This window comes from Massilia rubra, from assembly GCF_011682065.1.
Lineage (GTDB): Bacteria > Pseudomonadota > Gammaproteobacteria > Burkholderiales > Burkholderiaceae_D > Telluria_A > Telluria_A rubra.
The window spans coordinates 1-20,389 of record NZ_VUYU01000014.1 but is presented as its reverse complement, the minus strand read 5'-3'; the positions used below and the strand labels follow the sequence as shown (position 1 = coordinate 20,389).

The window sequence follows — 20,389 nt, the reverse complement described above, 5'->3', positions numbered from 1 at the left end:
ATTGGAATGGCGCCGTTTTATCGGCGTGCAAGTTAATCATGGCGCCGAATTCTATATAAGGCAATATTGAAAGTCAAGCAGGGAAATATAAAAGCTTGGTGACGACGAAGAAAATATGAGGCCGGTGCCAATCGATTAGTCCAGGTGGACAACGATATCAAGCGGAAAATTGTCATCAATTTGTAACGCATATGCAATTAGCATATTATTTTCCACGGATCTGGTTTTTCTTGAAACAGCGAGAGCGACGCGACGCGTCGCCTCGCTCTGGCAAACCATTTGATACCTTGCCAGTCGATAAACGCGGCGGTCTCGACATAATGTGACGCTTTCATGACCGACATGCAGCGCTTTGGGCGGCACGCTTTGGAGGCGAAGCGTTCACCTGACTAGGTAAGCGCCTCGTTCCAGAAGCCTTTTCCCGACGCGCCAATACGAAAAGTCGCGGTGTGGGTCGCTGGCGGTGTGATGGGACAGGATTACGAGGTGAAGCTAGTTCGTGGAATTTTTGAGAATCATGGCAGGCTAGTCGACGTCTTCGCTGGAGAAAGCGCCGAGAACCTCAGGTCATTTACCGACGTCTACAGCGATCCTGCCTACGAAGTTTTGTGGATGACTTCTCACGGAGAATACGACCATTTTTCGCCGAAAAATGCGCAACTAGTCCTGGGCCAGGGAAAGACCATCGCGATGGATGACCTGCTCGAGTGCAGGCTTGAGCGAGCCGATCGGCGCTTGCTTGTACTGAACGTTTGTGATGGAGGCACCCATCCGGGCGAAGGTGTACTGCCGCGCTCGAGGTTACAACGGAAGCAAGCGACTTCATGGACCGGCTGAAGTACTCTTCGAATGCGATCAATGAATTTGCGCACTATGGATCGGCGGCTTTTTTCGAATGATTCTGCCGAGTTGAACACTTCAAGCAGTTCTACATTCCACCCTACAAAAAATTGCCAGGCTCACGCATTGACGTTTTTTGTGGAAGGACCGCTTGCAGCGAGTGAACGAGCTGACCAGGTGGCGGCGAACCGTTATTCATTTGAATGAATATAATGATCCTTTTTCCAGGCACACCTTCCAAGGCTCCGATGCACGCTTTCCAAATTCTGTTGACGCCGCTTGCAGCCTGTCTGCTGCTCAGCGGCTGCCTGATGAACTCCACCCGCCCCCTTCCGACCGGCGGAACACCCAGCCCATGGCGCGCTGTCGTGGTCTATGGGATGGGTGTGGAGGGAGTCTGGGACGCCCAGGAAATGGGCGTGCAGCTCGACGAATACAATCTCGCGGACCAGGTCACCGCCGGCGGCTGCTGGTTCTATAACCGCACCGAGGCCAGTATTCCCTCGGTGCCGGCTGCGGTGCGCTATGTCGCGTTCAACGTCCCTGCGGGAAGTTACACCTATAAAACGGGCATGCCCTCAATGGACAATACACCGACGGCATTCATCGCTCCGCCTGGAAAAGTCGTCTACATTGGCGACTTCGTCTACACCCGCGAGAACCACGTCGTGCTGCGGCGCGACTTGGCAGCGTTCGAGCGCGCCCGCAAACAGGCTCTGCCTGACCTCAAAGGCGAGGTCTTGCTTGCCGAGACGCGCGTTGTTGAGCGACCGCGTTTTTTCCTGTGCGGTCCCTGAGAGGCCGTCAGCATCCCAGCACCCGTCCCGGAAGAAGTCTGGACGACAACTAAATGCCGTTGCGATAATGTTTTACCCGCAATCACGATGCCTTCACCATCGCACCGCCAGCCGACACGGCGGCCGTGGCAAAATGGACGTCAGCCCGCTATCTCGGGCCGCACACGCCGTGGCGTTAGCGCCGAATACCGTCCGACGCTGGCGTTCAACGACAGGTTGTTGCGCTGGCGCTACCATTTTTATAACTTTTTTGACAACCGTCATGTTATTCCCGAGCGCTTCGTTTAAGATGGTCAGATTTTTACTGTCTGGAAACTTAAATGATCGTCGGCAAACGAAGCTTCCGTCTTAGCGCCATTGCGCTGGCGCTTGTGGTCTGGCTTCCCCAAGGTGCGGCCAGCGCGGCCGCGCCGGCCGCGGTCGCGGCGCTCGGCGCCCCGGCGGCGGGCATCGCGGCCGAGCTGCGCACCTTGGCGATCAGCGCGGCGGCGGTGCCGACGCGCGGTTCGCGCCCATATGACGAACGCGACTGGCTGGCCCGCTTCTACGTCGCGCGCGCCTACGCGCCGGCGTGGCAGGACCGCGGCTACAAGCAGGCCAGCGCCGCCCTCTCGCTGCTGCAAAACGCCGGCGTGCATGGCCTCGCGCCGGCCGAGTACAACGTCGATGGCTTGGCGCGCCAGCTGGCCGATCCGGCCCAGCGCACCAGCGCCCGCTTCGACGCCGGCATGACCCAAGCCATGCTGCATTACCTGGCCGACCTGCGCGTGGGCCGGGTCAAGTCCGAATACCACACCACCCTGCCCGATCCGCGCCTGACCAAGACCGATCCGGTCGAGCAACTGCGCGCCGCGCTGCTGAGCCAGCGGCTGGACCAGGCGGTGGCCGCGTCCGAACCGCGCATTCCGCTGTACCGGCGCGTGATGGCGACCCTGGCAACCTACCGCAAGCTGGCCGAGCAGCCGTTCGCGGCGCTACCGGCCCTGCCCGACGGCGTCAAGAAGCTCGAACCGGGCGCGCCGTACGCCGGCGTGGCGACCCTGCGCGCGCGCCTGGTCCAGTTGGGCGACCTGAGCGCCAGCGCAGCGGCCGAGCCGCCCGCCAAGGCCGGTATCTACACCGAGGCGCTGGCCGAAGGCGTCAAGCGCTTCCAGTCGCGCCACGCGCTCAATGACGATGGCGTGATCGGGGCCGGCACCCTGGCGGCGCTGAACGTGCCGCTGACGAAGCGCGTGCGCCAGCTCGAACTGGGCCTGGAGCGGCTGCGCTGGCTGCCCGACTTTCCGGACGGGCGCCTGATCGCCGTCAACCTGCCCTCGTTCCGCCTGTGGGCGCTGGAACTGGGTCCGGGCGCCAAGAACCCGCTGATCGAAATGCGCGTGATCGTCGGCGCGTCGGCCAAAACGCCGACCCCGCTGTTCGTCGGCTCGATGCGCTACGTGGAATTCAATCCGTACTGGAACGTGCCGCGCAGTATCGAAAAAGGCGAAATCATTCCCAAGCTGGCGCGCGATCCGGGCTACCTGAGCAAGAACGAAATGGAATTGGTGCCGCTCGGCGGCGGCGCGCCGGTGTCGACGGTCGACGCCGACGTGCTGGACGGACTGCGCGCCGGCCAGTACCGCGTGCGCCAGCGGCCGGGGCCGCGCAATGCGCTTGGCGCGGTGAAATTCGCCATGCCGAACTCGGATAATATCTATCTGCACTCGACCTCGGCGCAAGGCTTGTTCAAGCGCGGCCGGCGCGACCTGAGCCACGGTTGCATCCGGGTCGAAAACCCGCTGGGGCTGGCCAAGTTCGTGTTCGGCGACCAGCCGCAGATGACCCCGGCCGCGATCGACGCGCTGATGAAGCCGGCGCCGATGAAAACCGTCGGCATCAAGACGCCGATTCCGGTTGTGCTGTTCTATTCGACGGCCGTGACAGACCGCGAAGGGCTGGCCTTGTTTCCGGAAGACGTGTACAAACGCGATCCGGCGCTGGAGAAGCTGTTAAAGGTCCGTAGCGACGCTATTGCGCAGGCGCACTAACCACGCGCTTGAGGCGCTGCCCGTGGATGCCCCACTGGCAGTCGTCGCCATCGACGCGGCCGGTGATGACCCAGCCGGTGCCGATTTTCTGCACACCAACCTCGCCGCCAATCTCGGCGGCGAGTTTTTCGGCCCACATGCTGGCCGAACCTTTTCCCTTGAACAATTCATTTCCTTCAAAGATGACCGTAGCATCGAACACGGGCATCGCAAATACGGTTGTCATTTTTTCTTGATCACTTCAGTTGGTTGAGATGTAGACCACCACCGTCGTTCGCGCGCAGGCGGGAACGACGTAGCGGGACTGCGGGAACGACGCAGTGGGGCTGAGGGAACGATGCAGTGGAGCTGCCGGAATGCCCTAAGCGTGCCACGGACGCTATCCTACCATCTCGCCTCAGCCCTCGCGCCCATCGATGCGGGCGCGCCACAGATACGGCGTGTACACCAGCAAAAACAGCAGGAACGACAGGCTCCAGCACAGGCCCGACGCCAGCAGCGCGCCATCGCGCCACGCAAAGGGAATGAACTGCGCCAGCACGCGCAGCACGGCGCCGGCCTGGATCAGCAGGTACATGGCGGGCTCGTAGCGCCCGGCCTTGAGCATGCGGCCCGTGTGGCCAAGCGTGGTGCGGGTCATCATGCCGATGATCAGCCCTGCCATCGAGCCGACCGCCAGCGCGTGGAAGCCGGCGCTGGCCGTCCCGAAGCCAAGCGCGGCCAGCGACAACAGCGCAAAGCCGAGCGCAATCCAGGCGTAGCCGAGGTGCAGAATCCACAGCAGCGGCACGTGCAAGGTGCGCTGCGGCTGCCAGCCAACCAGGCGCAGCAGCACAGCGCAGGCGGCCGCCATCATCAGGGCGGCGGCGATCGCGCCCGGCAGCGGCAGCACGTAGGCCGCGCTGGCGGCCACCGTCAGCCCCAGCGCCACCTTGTCGTAGCGCGGCCGCACCACTGGCTTGCTGCCGGGCGCTCCATTGGTGGTGAACATGGGAATGACCCTGCCGCCGATCACCGCTTCGATGAGCACGATCACCAGGATCGCGGCATGCACGGGCGTCAGGGGCGACATGGCGACCCAGCCCAAGGTGGCGCCATGGAACAGCGCGTTGGCCAGGGTCAGCAAACCGAGCAGGAACACCAGGAACAGGTTGCGCTTGTTGCCCGATTGCTTGAGCACGCGGTACAGGGGCCAGGCGGCCAGCGGCAGGAACAGCAGGTCGACCACGGCGGCGGCCAGCGGCGGCGCGGCCAGCATGGCGCCGCGTCCGGCCAGCCACACGCCGGCCAACGCGGCCAGGTGGACGCCGCGCGGGGTCGGCAGATTGGTCCAGGCGCGCCCGGCCGTGAACAGGAAGCCGATAATCACGGCGATCGCCATGCCGTACACCATCTCGTGCGCATGCCAGCCGAGGCCGACGTGCGTCCAATTCAGCCAGCCCAGGTATTGCGCCAGCCACAAGGGCACGGCGAGCGCCGCGAAGGCCGCCGTCAGGATGTAAAAAGGCCGGAAGCCAAGCGCCCACACGGGGTGCTGCGCGCTCCACGGCGCGTGGTGGACCGGCGCGGCCGGCTCGTCGATTGTCAGCAGACTCATTTCATCCATCCTTTAAAGATATATTCAATATACTACTTAAAGGCGCCGCGCCGGGCAATGGCTATCGCGCGCGTTTTGAGGGCGGATCGGGCATGGCGCCGCCTGAGTGGGGCATTCTTGATGCAGGTTATGCTTTTCGAACAAATCGCACGGGCTTCTGGACGGCGGCCAAGCGGCGCTTTAGGCTGTTCGCATCAACCCACGTCAATCATTGGAGAACGTATGCAAACCGCCTTACTGACCATTCCCGCCATGCAGAACCAGACCGTGGCGCTGGCCGTCGCCCAGGCGCTCGAAGCTGTGACCGGCGTCGAAACCGTGCACCTGACCCTGGCCACCGGCCGCGCGCGGGTCGGCTTCGACGAGGCGCGCGCCTCGGCCGAACAGTTGCGCGATGCCTTGTTCGCCGCCGGCTTTACGGTGGCGCCGCCGGCCAGCGGCGGATGTTGCGGCGGCTGCGGCGGCGGCTAGATCCGGGCTCCGGTCAGGCCGGCGCCTGCTTGACCGGCTGCGTGTCGCGGGCGTACCGCGCGGCAGCCTGTTCGCGGCCTCCGGCTGCCGCGCCTATTTCATGCGATGTTCGACGGCGAATACGGCGGCCTGCACGCGGCTGGCCAGCTTGAGTTTCTTGAGCACGTTCTGGACGTGGATCTTGACCGTGCTTTCGGCCAGGTCGAGGTTGCGGGCGATGCATTTGTTGCTCTCGCCGCGCGCCAGGCTGTCGAGGATTTCGCGCTCGCGCGGGGTCAGCTTGTCGAGCTCGGACGCGGGCGCTTCGGCCGCCGTGCCGGCTTGCAACTGCGCCACCAGCTTGCCGGTCATCGCTTCGGCCACCACGGTCTCGCCGGCGGCGGCGCGGCGGATCGCGCGCAGCAGGTAGTCGGTATCGATATTCTTGATCAGGTAACCGCTGGCGCCGGCACGCAGGGCCGTGCCCAGGTCTTGCGCCTCTTCCGACACGGTGAGCATGACGATCGCCGCGTCCGGGCAATCCTGCTGCATCAGCTGCAAGGTTTCGACGCCGGACATGCCGGGCATGTTCAGGTCCAGCAGCACCACGTCGGGCTGCAACTGGCGCGCGCGCTTGATGCCTTCGACGCCATCGGCCGCCTCGCCGACGACGGCGAATTCGGCATGGCGCTGAAGCAGCGAGCGGATGCCGCTGCGAAACAGGCTGTGGTCGTCCACCAGCAGTACGCGGATCGGTTGGTCGGGGGTGTCCATGGGGTTCTCCATTTGATAATCAGGCGGCGCGGCGATGCGCCTGCGGCAGGGTCAAGGCGATGGTGGTGCCGACGCCGGGCTGCGAGCTGACGGCCAGCGTCGCTTCGATGCGCTGGGCGCGCTCGCGCATGATGTGGATGCCGACGTGGCTGTCGCCGCGACCTTCGAGCAGGGCCGGATCGAAGCCGGCGCCGTTGTCTTCGATGCTCAGTAAAAAATCGTGACTGTCCTGCAGGCGCACCGTGACCTGGCTCGCGTCCGCATGCTTGCGCACGTTCGACAGCGCCTCCTGCACGATGAACAGCAGTTGCAATTGCTGCTCGCGCGGGAAGGGGGCGCCGTCGACGTCGGCCACCAGCTCGGCGACGATGCCGGTCTGGCGGCGGAATTTGTCGACCGTGGTTTCCAGCGCGGCGATCAGGTTGCCCTCGGCCAGGCGGCTGCGGAAGTTGTGCAGCAGTTCGCGCACGTCTTCATAGCTTTCCTGCACGCCGGCGCGCAGGGCCGGGATGATTTCGGCCACGTCGTCCAGCTTGCCGTCGCGCACGGATTGGTCGAGCATCTGGACTTGCAGGTTGAGGAAGTTGAGCCCTTGGGCGATGCTGTCATGCAAGCCCTGGGCCACCAGGTTGCGCTCTTCGGAGACCGCCATTTCGCGTTCGCGCGCGCCCAGGCGCAGGTTTTCGATGGCGGTGCCGAGCAACTGGCCCAGCGTTTCAAGCAAACCCTTTTCGCGCGCGTCGAGTTCGCGCGGCGTGCGGAAATGCAGGTTGAAAAAGCCCAGGTGCTGCTGGTGCGCATACATGTGAAATACCGAGACCGTGACGAAGCCTTCGCGGTGGCATTCGAGTTCGTAGCCCTTGTCGAGCTTGCGCAAGTCGTGGATCACCGTGACTTTTTTCTGGACCGCTTCGCCGCACAGGCAATCGCCGACCTTGATGCAGTGTTCGCGCTCGACCAGGCGCTTCGACAAGCCGTGGTGGACCACCATGTGCAGATTGTCGCGCCCGGCGTCGAGCACGCGCACCGAGCCGCCGTCGGCCTGGAAGTAATCGCTGATGCGCTGCAAAAAGCCTTCGCACAGGGGTTCCACCGGCTGCGGGCGCTGCAGGAAGGCGGCACTGTCGTACAGCAAGGCCAGCTCGCGGTTGTTGTGTTCCAGCGCGGCGGTCTTGGTGTGCACCAGGCTTTCCAGGTTGCCGTACAGCGCTTGCAGGCGGTCGGCCATCTGGTTGAAGCCTTGCGCCAGCTGGCCGAATTCATCGACGCTGTCGACCGCCAGGCGCACTTCGAAATCCTTGTCCTTCATGCGGTGCAAGCCGTCGTGCAGGCGCGTGACCGGTTCGATGATCAGGCTGAACATGAGGTAGATCAGGCTGACGGTGCCGACCATGGCCAGGGCCAGCAGGGCCAACTGCGAGGCGCGCAGCCAGAAGGTGCGCGTTTCGCTGTCGCGCTCGATCAGCTGGACCAGCGCGTTGACGCGCTCGACGAACACGTCGGTGCGCACAAGGTAGCGCCGCAGCGCGTCCGCGTCGGCGCCCTGCCCGGCCGCCAGCGCACTGGCGGCGGGACGCAGCTCGCGCTGCCAGTCGGTGTTGATGTGAACGAACTCGCCGACGATGGCGCGGGTCGGCGGCAGGAACAAGGGGCGCTGCGGGTCGCCCTGGCGCAATTGCGCCAGGGTGGCGTCGATCTGGGCCATCTGGCGGGCGGCGCCGGCCTGGCGCGGGGCCGTGCCGGCAGTGTCGCCCGCGTCCGGTTGCGCCAGCAGGATCGCCAGCCGGTAACTGCTCATGCGCAAGCTGCCGGTATCGTTGATGGCGGCGGCGCTGCCTTCGAGCTGCCAGGACAGGTACAGGGTCACGCCAATGGCGCACAGGGCCAGCGCCAGGAAGCCGAGCAGTGCGCCGACAATCTTGGCGGATAGTTTTTGACGGGAGGGAATCTGGGTATTCAGGGGCATGCGTTCTCCTTGCTGACGCCATGATACGCTGCCGCGTTGCTAATCGGTAACGCCGCGCTGCCGCTCATCCGCCGGTTTGCGACATGAAGCGGATGATTTTGTCCGGTTGCTCACGGAATTCGTGCTTTTCGGGTTTGAGTTCGATGGCGGCCCGGATCGCCTGTTCCAGCTCGGCATCGCTGGCGCCGCCGCGCAACAAGGGGCGCAGCTCGACCTTGTCTTCCTGTCCAAGGCACAGATACAGGGTGCCGTCGACCGACAGGCGCACGCGGTTGCAGTCGGCGCAAAAATGCTGCGACATGGGCGTGATGAAGCCGACGCTGGTGCGTCCGTCCGGCGTGGCCAGGTAGCGCGCCGGCCCGCCGCCGAGCGTATCGGGCTGGTGGACCAGGCCGAAATGACGGCGCAGGTGGCGTTCGATCGGCCCCAGGTCGAGCCAGGTGGCGTCGCGCCCGGTGGCGCCCATGGGCATCGCTTCGATCAGGCGCAGCACGAACTGGTGCTCGATGCAAAAGGCGACCATGGCGTCGATCTGGTGCTCGTTGACGCCGCGCAGGGCCACCATATTGATCTTGATCGGATCGAAGCCGGCCGCCTTGCCGGCCATGATGCCGTCGAGGATCATGCCGAGGCTGTCGCGCCCGGTGATCTGCTGCATGCAGGCGCGGTCGAGCGAATCGAGGCTGACGTTGATACGCGAAACGCCGGCCGCGCGCAGGGCATCGGCGTGGTGCGCCAGGCGGGTGGCGTTGGTCGAGAGCGACAAGTCGTCGATGCCGGGCAGGCTGGAGAGGCGTCCGGCCAGTTCGGCCAGGTGACGGCGCAGCAGCGGCTCGCCGCCGGTCAGGCGCAGGCGGCGCGTGCCGAGGCGGGCGAAAGCGGCCACCAGGCGTTCGATTTCATCGAAGGTGAGCCAGTGCGCCGGCTCCTCGAAGCCCTTGAAGCCTTTGGGGATGCAATAGCTGCAGCGCAAGTCGCAGCGGTCGGTCACCGACAGGCGCAGGTATTCGATTGATCGCCCATACCGGTCGCGCAACATGGCCCTGCTCCCCTGATAATTGATGACAGGCCGATTGTAGCGGGACGGGAGCGGTTTGAATGTGCCCATGACGGGCTAGGCGGGCTAGTCATTAAGGACTAGGGGGCGCGGTTTCTTGCGCCGCGCGGGCGCAAGAAGCGCCGCGGCGCGCTGCCGTCCCACCGATTGAAACGGGTTCATCCATGCTGGCATCAGGGAATGACCGGATGGGACTTGACGCTAGCCCCCCCTGCTCAGCGCGCGCCAGTCGCGGATGATTGCGGTGTCGCACCGGCGTGCGAGTGGGAGGCTTGCCCGATTCAGGCGGCTGGCTTCGGGCCATCCGTTTCATAGGCGACTTTTTCGAAGCTGCCCTCGGTCAGCGCGGGCAGGCGCTCGGCGAAGGCCAGGAAATGCGGCTCCTGGAAGTGGGCATCGAGATCGGCCTGGCTTTTCCACAATTCGAAGAAGACGAATTTGTTGGGCGTGTACGGCGATTGCAGGAAGTCGTAGCGGATGCAACCAGGCTCGGCGCGCGAGGGCTCGATCAGGGTGGCGACGAGGTCGATCACGGCCTGCGCGGCGCCCGGTTTGGCGGTGAATGTTGCGGAAAAAACCAGCATGTGTGCTCCGTGGGATACGTTAAAAAGGTCAGATGGACGGCGGGTTATCGATGTGCGAGCACAGTTGAAACTTCGGCAATCTTTCCGAATTATAAGTGTCTTTCTATAACGCCGCTGGCGGGCGCCTGTTTTCGCCGACCAGGATCAGCGAGAGAGGCACGCCGCTTTCCGGATGGGCCGGCTCGCGCAGGTCGACCAGGGTCAGCCCGCTTTCCCTGAACAGGCTGAGCCAGCTCGCGAGGGTGCGGAAGTACCAGGGCGCGGGATCGGAAAACGCGTCGCTGAAGCCGGCCCAGCTGCCCGCGCGCCAGCCGTCGCGGTAATCGGCCGCGGCCCCGGCGGCGAGCGGGTGGATGGTCTGGACGATCAGCGCGCCGCCGGGAGTGAGGAAGGAAGTTGCCGCGCGCACGAGGCCATCGACCGACTCCTTTCCAAGCAGGGAAAAGTTGCAGACAGCGACATCGGCATGCATGGCGAGCTTGCCGGCCGCGATGTCCTGGTACGAGAGCACGCGATAATCGCCCTCGCCCGCCCTGCGCGCCTGCTCGATGAGCGCGGGAACCACATCGACGCCGGTCATGGCAACGCCATCGAGGGCGCGCACCAGCCAGCCTTCGCCGCAGCCGATATCGATGCCGGTCGCCGGCGCGCGGCGGCGCACCGCGTCGACGATCGCCTGATTGGTGGCGAGGGTGCGGCTGGCGATGGCGCCGCTGCGCACGGCGTCGGTCCATGGCGCGCTGTTCTTCATCCATGAATCGATGATCTTTTGGTCGCTCAGTGGTTTCATGCCTGATTTTACCGCGCCCGCCTTGGCCCGCCGTCATGTCCGATCAGTTAGGTGCGCCACATAGCGCGCCACGCTTGTTACGTACCATGGGGCCTGCCTGCTCCATGACGGGAGCATCGATTGTATTGACATTCACACGGAGACATTCATGGACTCGATTAACAAGAACCAGCCGGAAGATAATTACAAGGATCTGGACGGCGGCGCGGCGCTCGAAAAACTGAAGGACCTGGTCGATAGCGCGCAAACCTGTTTCTTCTGCACCCGGCAGGAAGGCAGCGCCAGGCCGATGAGCGTGCGCCAGGTCGATGAACAGGGCAATCTGTGGTTTCTCAGCGCCGACGACAGCCATAAGAATCAAGAGATCGCGGCCGACCCGGCGGTGAAACTGTATTTCCAGGGCTCGAGCAATTCCGAATTCCTGGTGCTCGACGGCGTGGCCACCATCACGCGCGACAAGGCCAAGATCAAGGAGCTGTGGAACTTCATCCTGAAAACCTGGTTCACCGGGGGCGAGGACGATCCGCGCATCACGGCGATCAAGATCACTCCCGGCCAGGGATACTACTGGGATAACAAGCACGGCAAAGCGGTGGCCGGCGTGAAAATGCTGGTCGGCGCCGTGATCGGCAAAACCCTGGACGATTCGATTGAAGGCAACATCGCGGTGTAAGCCGGCGGTGCGGGTCAATGGCGGCGCATCGCGTCAGCCATTGGCGCCGGCCGGAGTTTCAGCGCGACAGCCCGTGACGACGCTGATGGTGCCGAACAGCGGCAAGCCGATATGCAGCAGGGTCAGCCACCACAGACTGTGGGTGAAGTAAAAAGCCAGTCGAGCATGGGTGCTTGTCTTGAAAAGAAGTTCAGAAACGCTCGTAGGCGCGCTGCGCAATCGCGGTCAGCGGTTTCAAATCGGCTTCGTTGGCATCGCGCCCAAGCGGCTGCACGCTGATTTCCACCTGCTTGTCATTGACGTTGAACGCGATTTTCATCATCTGATTCATGGGTTTGACGCAGGCATATTCAGCGACGCCCCGGGCGCCGAATTGCGGCATCAGGACGACCTTGCACATGTCCGATCCCGGCGCGTCGCGCCCCAGTTTTTCATCGATGACGTGGTCCGATACCTGCACCACCAGCGAGGCGCGGCTGCCCTCGACCGATGCGGCGCACCAGTTGGGACCGGAACGGTGGATTTTCAGCGCTCCTTTTCCGAGAAAGCCGCGCGCTTCGGCTTCGCTGAACCATTCGCATTGACCGAAGGATTGCTCGGCTTTGCCGGAGCGTGCGATGGCTTGCTTGCCCAGCGCGAGGATCGGCACGGCCAATTTATCCGGCGCGGTTTGCTCGCTGTTGCGGATGTAGCTCAGTATCAGGATGCTGTTGCCCTGCGTCGTCAGCAGGGCTGCCTCGCTGAGGTGTTGCGATGCCGGCCGCATGCCGAAATACGCGCCCTTGCCAATCGGCGGCGTACGGCCCGCGCGGGGGAAGTCCGCCGTGTACCCCACTTTCCAGGCATCGAAGGCTTCTTTCGTTTCAGCGGGACCGGGGTGTTTGTAAAACGAGGAAATGAGCGTCGTGTCGTCGGACAGTTTCCAGACGCAGGTGCCACTCGGATCGGCCGATTCCACGCGCGCGCCGGGATCGGCGAAAGCCGCTGCGACCTCGGCTGTACTCAGGAGCGGGCATTCGGTAGCCGCGTGCGATGGCGCGACCAAAAACAGCGCCGCGATGCCGGTGCACAGGCGCATTTGCGCAAAAAATGACATTGGCATGATCGATTTTCTTGGTGAGGTTATTGCCCGCGCGGGAAATGCATGAGTGACAACGGCGAGTGTAAGGTCGCGCGGCGCCGGTGTCCAGCGAATGCTGAGGCGCCCGGGACCAGCCCGCATCCGGCCATTGGAACCGCCGATTTCAACGCACCGCCGGGTATGAATTGCTACGCGCGGTTGCAGCGCACTCGCGCTCGGTACTTTCCGTTGATATCACCAGGTGAATGGTGAGTGAGCGCCAGTCCTCGACGATGCGTGGCGCGTTGATTAATGTCTGCGCAGGGATAATCCGGTTGCATGTTTTTACGACGGTGTCCGCTATCCAGGGGCCAAGATCGGCCACCTTGGGAAGTGCGGTGGCACGGGCATCAACGTAGGAGCCACTGGGATTGATGGTTTCGCACACCTTGAGATCGGCGCTGCAAATGGCGATCTTATGGGCCGTTGCGTTTTTCACGCGGATAAAGAAATTAGGTATCGGCTGCAATGCATGGGCTTGCCCGCTGATGCCGACAATACCTGCGCAAAGCAGGAGCGTGGCCGCCATGCGGGTGATCTTGCATGCGCGATATGATGAACGTTCAGTTTCCACCCTCCTCCCACAATCCGGCTACAGTTGAATGCCAACGTCTTTGCATCATATCGTACGCCGGCGATCGCGCCACATGAAAACGTGATTCTATCCGGCGCCATTGAATAGCGGCTGCTCTATTTCCGTGGTTGCCGGGTTATAGACGATTCCCCAGAAATTGCGTCCACCGTCGCACACAATGATGGGCTTTTCAAAAGGCGACCATTCCGACGTCCAGCGAACCTCAGATACATAACTGGGGAAGAAATTTCCGTAGATATAGCGTACGCCCTTGCGGGTAAAGCCGATGTACTGGCCGTTGAAGCGCAGACCGGGATTGGGTATTTGCAAACCGGCGCGCTCGCGTTCGGACATCACTCCCGCCATCTGCATTTCCAGATCGGCGATGTGTTCGGCGGTTGGTATCCAGTAGTTGCTGTGCTCATCAGGAACATCGCGCGAACACTGCTGAAACGTGTCAGCGGCATACCACCAACTGATTGTCGCGGTCCCGCTGGGAAGGAATAGATACGGCCTGAGTACCCAGATACCGGCGGCGCAGATGCCAAGAGCGAGAAAACAAACAAAGCGGCGCATATTACCTTCCCGATTGAGGACGGATTAACACGACGCCGACTGCGCGAGCATGGCCTGGACCTCGGCAATGCTGGACAGGCGCACCAGCGGCGACCCCGCCACAAACATCGACGCCTGGTACAGCTGCGTGCGCAGCGATGGCGCGGCGCGCTCGGGGCGCCTCTCGAGCACATAGCTGCCAGCCTTGCGCCACAACGTGCCGCTATTGGGCACCACAAAATCAGGATGCAATGGCGTGCCGGCGGCGTCGAAGAATCTCCAGGCGTCCTGTTCCACTTCGCGCGCATCGATCTTGCGGCACGCTTCGTCGTGGTCCGCAAACGCGTGCAGGGTGCGGCGGCGCTCGGACAGCGCAAACACGGTCGATGCGAGGGGCGCCGCCGCCTTGAGCGCCGCGCCGGCCCCGGAGGCATTGTTGTGGCGCAGCCTCACGCTATCGAGCATCTCATCGAAGGCGTCATTCCATGCGTCGGTGAAGGCGCTGCGGCAGGTTGCAGCGATCAGCAGGGCTTGCACTGCGCCCGATTCGGCGCCGGGAATCATCGCCATCACCTGGCGCTGGTGCATCATGATGCCTTCGCTACGCCAGCGGTAGTCGAGCTCGATGGCTGGCGTATTGTCCAGGCTCAGCTCCAAGGTGCTCATGAGGCGGAAGCCGGGCAAAGCCTTGCCCAGTTCGCCCACGAGGCGGTTAGCGAAATTGACCAGGGAATCGTCGCCCTGCGCATCCGCGTGCGACATGACCACGCTGAACTCGCTCGGCCCCTCATCGCCGAGCGTGAACACGTGCATGGTCTTGTCCTTGAGCTGCGCCGGAAGCTCGAAGATCGCGTGATCGGCATGATATGGCATGTTTTGATAGGGCTTTCATCTTGATGTAACTGCGCCGCGCATAAATTTTCCATGGTCCCGCACAGATAAAGGATGCGGAATCGCGATGGCTATTGCGATCTGAGAAGCAAATTATGCTTTTCGCATAGATCGGTGACGACGGCGGTCTGCGAAGCCGATACCTTGGTTGATCCGAGTTTTCGAATTTTGGCCGCCTCCACCTTATACGTCGTCAGGGTAAGGTTTCCTCGGTCCTCATCAACAGATTCAAGTACGCCATTCTTTCCTGGCCTTTGAAATATGCATGCAGAGTTGGTGCCGATTGAGCCGACCTCTTTGACTTCATCGCTATGAAAAGAAAAATACTTCAGCGTGCGCTGGTGTCCGCCCTGTATAAATTGTATGCCGATAAGACTCGGCGGCAATTGGAATTTGCCAGCCGGAACGATAGCCGGCGCCGCGCCATCCAAAGCGCCTATTTTAAGCAGAAAACCATCCCTGTACACAGCATAGACGAAGTTAGTGGCCGATTTATCATTTGCGCTGTACAAACCGAGCTCAAACTCACTCCCGTCAATAACTAACTTCTTGCTCTCAATAATAGGGAAAGCCAAGTCCTTCGCACCGAGTGCGGGAGTAGCGGCTACCAAGGCAGCCAGCAAAGCGATTATTTTATGCACAGTTATTTCTTCTTAAACACGTCATTCCATTCGGAAACGTACTGTTCAACAGTTCCTTTTCCAGCCGACGTATTGTAAAGTTTTTTCCATACGCCCCCCAATCCACGGACATCGTCGCCGGCAGGCATCTTCATATTCCGACTGTCTAATCGGTCATCGTAAATGACTGCCGCCATCGCTGCTGCAAACTTGTCGTTTCCGGCCAAATCGGCTTTCATATTTCCTGAGCCCATAGCACTTAGTTTCTTGTACATTTCCGCATCGCTCTTTTTTAACTTTTCCATATAGAAATTGGCGGTATCCGGCTCAATCTGAAACAGACTCAATGCCGGCCCCGGCGCTTGTTTTCTATGTTGAAAATCGCCGCTCTCATGAATCGCAGTACCCAACAGCAAATTCTCCATCGAAGTTGATGACAGACCCACATCTTTCAGTGCGGGACGAATAGATTGCGTCATGAGCGTATCTGCAATTCCACGTGTTCGTTTGTCCTCAATGTCGACCTTCCAATCACGCATAGCGCGATAAGTATTGGTATCGAGAAAACCGGTGACTTTTTTACCTTCCATCCCGAGCGAGGTCTGAATCTCCGTTATCAATGCTGGCGAGTTGTTTTTAGGCACCTTCTTATCGACTTGCGCCATTAACTTCGACAGCTTTTCATCCGCCTCGCTACCCAAAGGATATGTCTGGCGACTCAGGGCATTCGGGTCGTAGTCAGGCCGGTCCTTCTTCGCAGCACCGGTTCCTTCGATCAGTCGCCCATCCTTGCCTGTTGGCTGCTCAATGAACCGGGCATCTTCCGGATACCCCGCTTCGCGCAAATCCTGTGGGTCGTACCCCCCGCCGATGGCATACAGCGCATCCGGCTTTAACGCCTGGGGCAGATTCGACAAGCCGGAAGCGAGCGTATCGCTTAACGCCTTACGCGGAATCAAAGCGAGCAGATTGCCGATCGGGACTTTCAATATGGCGGCAGCCCCGGCCTGCGCCACCGTCAACGCCAGTTCCACCTCTGGCGAAATAGTGCCCTCTGGCATGATCGGATCGGTCTGCACGCCACCGCCGCCAATGAACACATTGGGTGAGCCCTCGATAATGAAAGCGCCGCAGGCAATTTTGTCGCTCACCCTGGCCGCCGGCAAACCGTTGATGAAGACCTTCGGGCTGCCGGTCGCAATTGGCGGCGGGGCCTGGTTGTGTTTCGAGCACACCGTCTCGTCGACGTGCGCCCGCGCGGCCTTGATGCCGTTGGTGAAGACATTGCCGGAACAAGGTCCGATGATCTTGCCGGTCTTGTCGCCCCCGCCGCTTGCCTTCGGACCGTCGCCCGGTGGCGTGTGACCGATCGGATCACCCAGTCGTGCTGCTTGAGGCATGCTTAACCCTCCGCCGACTGGTCGAGCATGGCCTGAACATCGGCGATGCTGGACAGGCGCACGGCTGCCGACCCGGCCACGAACATCGAGGCCTGGTACAACTGCGCGCGCAGGGTTGGCGCGGCACGTTCGGGGCGTTTTTCGAGCACGTAGCTGCCGGCCTTGCGTCGCGAGGTTCCGTTATCGGACGCCACAAAATTGGGATGCAATGGCGTGCCGGCGGCGTCGAAGAAAGCCCAGGCCTCGTGCTCCACTTCGTGCGCGTCGGTTTTGCGGCAGGCCTCGTCATGGTCGGCGAACGCGTGCAGGGTACGGCGGCGCTCGGACAGCGCAAACACGGTCGATGCGCGCGCTGGCACGGTACTGGCGGCCTCACCGATCACGGGCGCCATCTTGTGGCGCAACTTGATGCTGCCCAACATGCCATCGAAGGCGGCATTCCATTCGTCAGTGAAAGGTTTGAGACAGGTTGCGGCGATCAGCAGTGCCTGCACGTCTCCCGCTTCGGTACGCGGCAACATTGTGATCGCCTGGCGCTGGTGCATCGTGTTGCCGTCGCTGTGCCAACAGTAGGAAAGCTCGATGGCGGGTGTATCGTCCAGTGTCCGCTCGATGGTGCTGATCAGGCGAAATGCGGGCAACGCCTGCTCCAGTTCGGCGGCGAGACGTTGCGCGAAGTTGATCAGCGAGTCGTTGCCTTGCGCATCCGCCTGCGACATGGCCACGCTGAACTCGCTCGGTCCATCGTCGCTCAGGGTGAACATGTGCATGGTCTTGTTCTTGAGCTGCGCCGGCAGCTCAAGGGTCGCGTAATTAGCGTGGTAAGGCATTATTCACGGTTCTTTCATCAAGATTCATTTTTTGGGAGGTAACCATCAGCGGCGATCATGGCGACGGTGATCTCAGTCTCCCGGACGGGTAACGGCGCTAGCGGTCACGTTTTGTGGACTGGCGCTGCCGCATACATTGATATTTTCGCATTAATCGCAAGGCGTCGTCGGCTTTCAGCGCGATCTGCCGCCAGCCACTTCCGATGTGATGTCGGTATCCGCCCTGTGACGGGTATGCTGTGTCTTCTCCGCCACCTCGACATTGGCCTTCACATGCGCGTGTTCGATCTGCGCCGCGACCGCCATATGGGCCGTGACGACGCTCTGCGGCGAACAAAAGCCGGAGCCGCAGCGCTACGTCATCAACAACTATATGCCCTCTGAAACACCACCAGTTAGCGTGATCAAACTCCGTGATGCCGGTATTCCACAACGGCCTGGCGATCACTGAAATTCTATTCGCCAGGCACGTTACGACTGTCAACGTCTTCAGATTTCTTACTATATCACATGGTTCCGACAATCTTTGAATTCACATTGCTCATCACAAAACAGAAAATTTTCACTTTTCATAGTTGCTGAATATCCAGTCCGTCTACAGTGCCAATATTTTCAATATGCGGCATGAACGCGTTTTCGAATTTGTCCGCAATCTTTCTACCGGAAACGTGATGCGACTATCATCAATAAATTGGCACTGTACTTTTCAGGATTTGCACTCATCATCTAAATTTTTTCTCATACATCCTGATTCGTGATGCAAGCACACCTCGGAAAATGTTCGCAGCTCCTTCCAGATCATTGTCGAACTCATTGCTTTTCCCTAGAGCGAATTTCATCCCACTGTCATCAATTACATTCACACTGCGATACAAGCGACCCAACGCCGAAATTCCGTCTTTGAAGTGTTTTATCGCGTCCACATACCTGCCATCATGGATCGCAACCTCGCCAATGGACAACTTATTTCGAACATCGATTAACAGGGTCCCGCTCAATTCCCTCCCGCAAATTTCACGCCGATCAGACTTTCTCAGTACCAATTCGTCTGAAAGATCTATCCCAATGCTAGAGATAGACAGTAAGAATAGACTACCGCACAATGTTAAATACCCCATTTTTCCCTCATAATATGCCAGATTCGATTTTTTGCAGTTGTTTGAGCAGACACGCGCGATATCTTATCAGAATTTTATTTTCCCCCGCATTACCTCATTAATCACTTGGTTTTGTGCATCCAAAAGCTCCTTGGATTGACTGTAGGGGGCTTCGAAAAAACCACCCAGCCGTGGCATGATAGCTGTTCCTTGTTGAGGACCTAATTTCATGATCAAGACCAGCCTGTTTACCGAACACGAACGTGAAGCCAAGGTGAACAAGCTTGGTGATGCGTTCAAGGTGATGGAGCAGCATGTCAACTTCTTCGCGCTTGCCGATGCGGTTGACGAAGCGGCTCCTCGCCCAGCCGCGGTTCGGACTGGCGCGCCACGTTGCAGCTCAACTGGTAGGTCCCCGTTAGTTAGTTCTATAGCTTGGTGAATTTGCTGGCTCACTCAACTACTTGCATCGATGAAATGAAATTATGAAAAAGACATCTCCCATAACTGTTGCGTCAACGGCAAAAAGGCGTCTGCTCCAGTGTTTGGCCGTGTCCATCGCACTATCTTTGGTATGGTGGGTTCCTAGCGCAAAAAGCCAAAATTCCACTCAGTCAATTGATGTGGACGCAAGGGGCAAAGAAATGGATGCTTATGTCGCGCAGCAACAACTTATACGCGATAGGGAGCACGCTCGCACGCGTGGAAATATAGAAGGACAGGTACGCGACAAGTCAACCGGGAGGCCGTTGAAAAATGTCATGGTCGCGGCAAATTCTCTCGGGTCCATTACCGATGAAGCAGGACATTTTAGAATCAATATCCTGGAGCCGGGTATGGTTACAGTTTTCGCATCTCGCGATGATTTAATTAGCGTCAAGCAGAATATGGCTGTCGTCGCCGGAAAGACGACGCCCGTGATGTTTGAGATGGTGAGTTCTGCACCGCCATGCTGCAGGCTAGAAGGAAAATGGGCAATTTCATTTCAACTGATGCGGGGAAAGCCTGTACAGGCAAATTCCAACAGTGCCAACGGGACAATCCACTTTTCAACCAGCTTTTGGACTCGACTATTCAGGGAAAAAGTTCCTAAAAATTCCACCTTACAGGAATCAGGCGAGTACGAAGTGGATCTGCGGCCGTTTTTCGGCAATAACATTGCTAGTGCAGCCAGCTCATCAGAATTTCCAGATGGCAATGGATTTGCCAATAAGTTAAAAGAAGCGTCGGGATCTGTATTTAATGGCAACGAAGTTCATATTCAAACTATCCCGCAATTGTCGCATGGTGGTCTTGCCCTTGACGGTCATATTGATACCGATGGGGCGATCCGCGGCCATTGGATCAAGAGAGATTACGCTCCCATGCACAGCGGCAGTTTCGTAATGACCAGACTTTGACATGTCGTCCAATGAACTAAGTATTCGCCAGATTTTTCTTGTCAAATTCTGATCTATAACGATCAGGATGGTGACAGATGTCAACGGCGATTTAAAACTGATACAGTTTTCGTAGTGCCAGCGATTTAAAACTGATACACCTCCGTCACCGAACACATCACATGTTCAGCCAATTTCAGTGACCTCGCTCCCGCGCATCATGCCGGCCTGGCGCTGATGCTTGAGCCTGTAGCTTTCGCCCGCGATCGGCACGATATGCGCGTGATGCAGCAAGCGGTCCAATAGCGCTGCGGTCAAGGTCGTATCCTGCGCAAACGTCGTGTCCCACTGCCCGAACGGCAGAT

At 60.2% G+C, this 20,389-nt stretch carries 23 protein-coding genes; 7 read left to right on the top strand and 16 right to left on the bottom strand.

Going from position 1 to position 20,389, the window contains the following annotated elements; translation table 11 throughout:
- Positions 1-468 precede the first annotated feature (468 nt).
- The 3 genes from F0185_RS20060 (at position 469) to F0185_RS20050 (ending at position 3,667) form a co-directional block, all read left to right on the top strand.
- Complete coding sequence (locus tag F0185_RS20060) at positions 469-837, top strand: CHAT domain-containing protein (protein ID WP_167227412.1); 369 nt, start codon at positions 469-471, stop codon at positions 835-837.
- A gap of 215 nt (positions 838-1,052) precedes the next feature.
- Positions 1,053-1,637 (top strand): hypothetical protein, encoded by a 585-nt coding sequence (locus F0185_RS20055; RefSeq protein ID WP_167227410.1) that lies wholly within the window; start codon positions 1,053-1,055, stop codon positions 1,635-1,637.
- 320 nt (positions 1,638-1,957) lie between these two features.
- The gene (locus tag F0185_RS20050; RefSeq protein WP_167227398.1) at positions 1,958-3,667 is read left to right on the top strand and encodes a L,D-transpeptidase family protein; all 1,710 of its coding nucleotides are present in this window, start codon (positions 1,958-1,960) and stop codon (positions 3,665-3,667) included.
- Here F0185_RS20050 and F0185_RS20045 read toward each other — a convergent pair.
- The gene (locus F0185_RS20045) at positions 3,648-3,893 is read right to left on the bottom strand and encodes a hypothetical protein (RefSeq protein WP_229477105.1); all 246 of its coding nucleotides are present in this window, start codon (positions 3,891-3,893) and stop codon (positions 3,648-3,650) included. The two genes, F0185_RS20050 and F0185_RS20045, sit on opposite strands and share 20 nt — an antisense overlap.
- A 171-nt stretch (positions 3,894-4,064) precedes the next feature.
- Positions 4,065-5,264 carry an NnrS family protein gene (locus F0185_RS20040; RefSeq protein ID WP_167227396.1) on the bottom strand — a complete coding sequence of 400 codons (1,200 nt, stop codon included), beginning with the start codon at positions 5,262-5,264 and terminating at the stop codon, positions 4,065-4,067.
- Positions 5,265-5,486: 222 nt separating this feature from the next.
- Between F0185_RS20040 and F0185_RS20035 the strand changes: the two genes are divergently transcribed.
- Positions 5,487-5,735 carry a heavy-metal-associated domain-containing protein gene (locus F0185_RS20035; RefSeq protein ID WP_167227394.1) on the top strand — a complete coding sequence of 83 codons (249 nt, stop codon included), beginning with the start codon at positions 5,487-5,489 and terminating at the stop codon, positions 5,733-5,735.
- A gap of 93 nt (positions 5,736-5,828) precedes the next feature.
- Here F0185_RS20035 and F0185_RS20030 read toward each other — a convergent pair whose 3' ends face one another.
- The 5 genes from F0185_RS20030 to F0185_RS20010 form a co-directional block, all read right to left on the bottom strand.
- Positions 5,829-6,488, bottom strand: coding sequence for a response regulator (locus F0185_RS20030; protein ID WP_166893529.1), 660 nt, complete (start codon positions 6,486-6,488; stop codon positions 5,829-5,831).
- 19 nt (positions 6,489-6,507) lie between these two features.
- Positions 6,508-8,454: a type IV pili methyl-accepting chemotaxis transducer N-terminal domain-containing protein gene (locus F0185_RS20025; protein ID WP_167227392.1), complete on the bottom strand. Its 1,947-nt coding sequence runs from the start codon at positions 8,452-8,454 to the stop codon at positions 6,508-6,510.
- 64 nt (positions 8,455-8,518) lie between these two features.
- A complete protein-coding gene (moaA, locus tag F0185_RS20020; protein WP_167227390.1) occupies positions 8,519-9,493 on the bottom strand; it encodes a GTP 3',8-cyclase MoaA in 975 nt (324 codons plus the stop codon).
- A gap of 299 nt (positions 9,494-9,792) precedes the next feature.
- On the bottom strand, positions 9,793-10,095 hold the full coding sequence (locus F0185_RS20015) for a putative quinol monooxygenase (protein ID WP_167227388.1): 303 nt from the start codon (positions 10,093-10,095) through the stop codon (positions 9,793-9,795).
- Between the two features lie 103 nt (positions 10,096-10,198).
- Positions 10,199-10,885 (bottom strand): class I SAM-dependent methyltransferase, encoded by a 687-nt coding sequence (locus F0185_RS20010; protein WP_167227387.1) that lies wholly within the window; start codon positions 10,883-10,885, stop codon positions 10,199-10,201.
- A 148-nt stretch (positions 10,886-11,033) separates the two neighbouring features.
- Between F0185_RS20010 and F0185_RS20005 the strand changes: the two genes are divergently transcribed.
- Positions 11,034-11,558: a pyridoxamine 5'-phosphate oxidase family protein gene (locus F0185_RS20005; RefSeq protein ID WP_167227385.1), complete on the top strand. Its 525-nt coding sequence runs from the start codon at positions 11,034-11,036 to the stop codon at positions 11,556-11,558.
- 190 nt (positions 11,559-11,748) lie between these two features.
- On the opposite strand, the gene F0185_RS20000 is transcribed toward F0185_RS20005, so the two are convergent.
- From F0185_RS20000 to F0185_RS19965, 8 genes are all read right to left on the bottom strand, one after another.
- On the bottom strand, positions 11,749-12,660 hold the full coding sequence (locus tag F0185_RS20000; protein WP_223164541.1) for a hypothetical protein: 912 nt from the start codon (positions 12,658-12,660) through the stop codon (positions 11,749-11,751).
- Between the two features lie 142 nt (positions 12,661-12,802).
- Complete coding sequence (locus F0185_RS19995) at positions 12,803-13,207, bottom strand: hypothetical protein (RefSeq protein WP_167227381.1); 405 nt, start codon at positions 13,205-13,207, stop codon at positions 12,803-12,805.
- Positions 13,208-13,339: 132 nt separating this feature from the next.
- Positions 13,340-13,828 carry a hypothetical protein gene (locus F0185_RS19990; RefSeq protein ID WP_167227379.1) on the bottom strand — a complete coding sequence of 163 codons (489 nt, stop codon included), beginning with the start codon at positions 13,826-13,828 and terminating at the stop codon, positions 13,340-13,342.
- Positions 13,829-13,852: 24 nt separating this feature from the next.
- Complete coding sequence (locus tag F0185_RS19985) at positions 13,853-14,680, bottom strand: DcrB-related protein (protein WP_167227377.1); 828 nt, start codon at positions 14,678-14,680, stop codon at positions 13,853-13,855.
- Positions 14,681-14,769: 89 nt separating this feature from the next.
- Entirely contained in the window at positions 14,770-15,339 is a 570-nt protein-coding gene (locus F0185_RS19980) for a hypothetical protein (RefSeq protein ID WP_167227375.1), read from the bottom strand.
- A 2-nt stretch (positions 15,340-15,341) separates the two neighbouring features.
- Positions 15,342-16,718, bottom strand: coding sequence for a PAAR domain-containing protein (locus F0185_RS19975; RefSeq protein ID WP_167227373.1), 1,377 nt, complete (start codon positions 16,716-16,718; stop codon positions 15,342-15,344).
- A gap of 2 nt (positions 16,719-16,720) precedes the next feature.
- Positions 16,721-17,548 carry a DcrB-related protein gene (locus F0185_RS19970; protein ID WP_167227371.1) on the bottom strand — a complete coding sequence of 276 codons (828 nt, stop codon included), beginning with the start codon at positions 17,546-17,548 and terminating at the stop codon, positions 16,721-16,723.
- Between the two features lie 1,184 nt (positions 17,549-18,732).
- On the bottom strand, positions 18,733-18,876 hold the full coding sequence (locus tag F0185_RS19965; RefSeq protein WP_167227369.1) for a hypothetical protein: 144 nt from the start codon (positions 18,874-18,876) through the stop codon (positions 18,733-18,735).
- Here F0185_RS19965 and F0185_RS19960 point away from each other — a divergent pair.
- Positions 18,875-19,087, top strand: coding sequence for a hypothetical protein (locus tag F0185_RS19960; protein WP_167227367.1), 213 nt, complete (start codon positions 18,875-18,877; stop codon positions 19,085-19,087). The genes F0185_RS19965 and F0185_RS19960 overlap by 2 nt on opposite strands.
- A gap of 43 nt (positions 19,088-19,130) precedes the next feature.
- On the top strand, positions 19,131-20,045 hold the full coding sequence (locus F0185_RS19955; RefSeq protein WP_167227365.1) for a carboxypeptidase-like regulatory domain-containing protein: 915 nt from the start codon (positions 19,131-19,133) through the stop codon (positions 20,043-20,045).
- A 165-nt stretch (positions 20,046-20,210) separates the two neighbouring features.
- Here F0185_RS19955 and F0185_RS19950 read toward each other — a convergent pair.
- A partial coding sequence (locus F0185_RS19950) for an ATP-binding protein (protein WP_167227363.1) occupies positions 20,211-20,389 on the bottom strand: 179 nt, incomplete at its 5' end.

Excerpts from the sequence above, each read along its gene's own strand:
- F0185_RS19970 (WP_167227371.1), bottom strand. The coding sequence starts at position 17,548 with ATGCCTTACCACGCTAATTACGCGACCCTTGAGCTGCCGGCGCAGCTC.
- F0185_RS20055 (WP_167227410.1), top strand. The coding sequence starts at position 1,053 with ATGATCCTTTTTCCAGGCACACCTTCCAAGGCTCCGATGCACGCTTTC.
- F0185_RS20030 (WP_166893529.1), bottom strand. The coding sequence starts at position 6,488 with ATGGACACCCCCGACCAACCGATCCGCGTACTGCTGGTGGACGACCAC.
- F0185_RS19975 (WP_167227373.1), bottom strand. The coding sequence starts at position 16,718 with ATGCCTCAAGCAGCACGACTGGGTGATCCGATCGGTCACACGCCACCG.
- moaA (WP_167227390.1), bottom strand. The coding sequence starts at position 9,493 with ATGTTGCGCGACCGGTATGGGCGATCAATCGAATACCTGCGCCTGTCG.
- F0185_RS19985 (WP_167227377.1), bottom strand. The coding sequence starts at position 14,680 with ATGCCATATCATGCCGATCACGCGATCTTCGAGCTTCCGGCGCAGCTC.
- F0185_RS20000 (WP_223164541.1), bottom strand. The coding sequence starts at position 12,660 with ATGCCAATGTCATTTTTTGCGCAAATGCGCCTGTGCACCGGCATCGCG.
- F0185_RS20035 (WP_167227394.1), top strand. The coding sequence starts at position 5,487 with ATGCAAACCGCCTTACTGACCATTCCCGCCATGCAGAACCAGACCGTG.
- F0185_RS19995 (WP_167227381.1), bottom strand. The coding sequence starts at position 13,207 with ATGGCGGCCACGCTCCTGCTTTGCGCAGGTATTGTCGGCATCAGCGGG.
- F0185_RS19990 (WP_167227379.1), bottom strand. The coding sequence starts at position 13,828 with ATGCGCCGCTTTGTTTGTTTTCTCGCTCTTGGCATCTGCGCCGCCGGT.
- F0185_RS20045 (WP_229477105.1), bottom strand. The coding sequence starts at position 3,893 with ATGACAACCGTATTTGCGATGCCCGTGTTCGATGCTACGGTCATCTTT.
- F0185_RS19960 (WP_167227367.1), top strand. The coding sequence starts at position 18,875 with ATGATCAAGACCAGCCTGTTTACCGAACACGAACGTGAAGCCAAGGTG.
- F0185_RS19955 (WP_167227365.1), top strand. The coding sequence starts at position 19,131 with ATGAAAAAGACATCTCCCATAACTGTTGCGTCAACGGCAAAAAGGCGT.
- F0185_RS20015 (WP_167227388.1), bottom strand. The coding sequence starts at position 10,095 with ATGCTGGTTTTTTCCGCAACATTCACCGCCAAACCGGGCGCCGCGCAG.
- F0185_RS19965 (WP_167227369.1), bottom strand. The coding sequence starts at position 18,876 with ATGAAATTAGGTCCTCAACAAGGAACAGCTATCATGCCACGGCTGGGT.
- F0185_RS20050 (WP_167227398.1), top strand. The coding sequence starts at position 1,958 with ATGATCGTCGGCAAACGAAGCTTCCGTCTTAGCGCCATTGCGCTGGCG.
- F0185_RS20010 (WP_167227387.1), bottom strand. The coding sequence starts at position 10,885 with ATGAAACCACTGAGCGACCAAAAGATCATCGATTCATGGATGAAGAAC.
- F0185_RS20025 (WP_167227392.1), bottom strand. The coding sequence starts at position 8,454 with ATGCCCCTGAATACCCAGATTCCCTCCCGTCAAAAACTATCCGCCAAG.
- F0185_RS20060 (WP_167227412.1), top strand. The coding sequence starts at position 469 with ATGGGACAGGATTACGAGGTGAAGCTAGTTCGTGGAATTTTTGAGAAT.
- F0185_RS20040 (WP_167227396.1), bottom strand. The coding sequence starts at position 5,264 with ATGAGTCTGCTGACAATCGACGAGCCGGCCGCGCCGGTCCACCACGCG.
- F0185_RS20005 (WP_167227385.1), top strand. The coding sequence starts at position 11,034 with ATGGACTCGATTAACAAGAACCAGCCGGAAGATAATTACAAGGATCTG.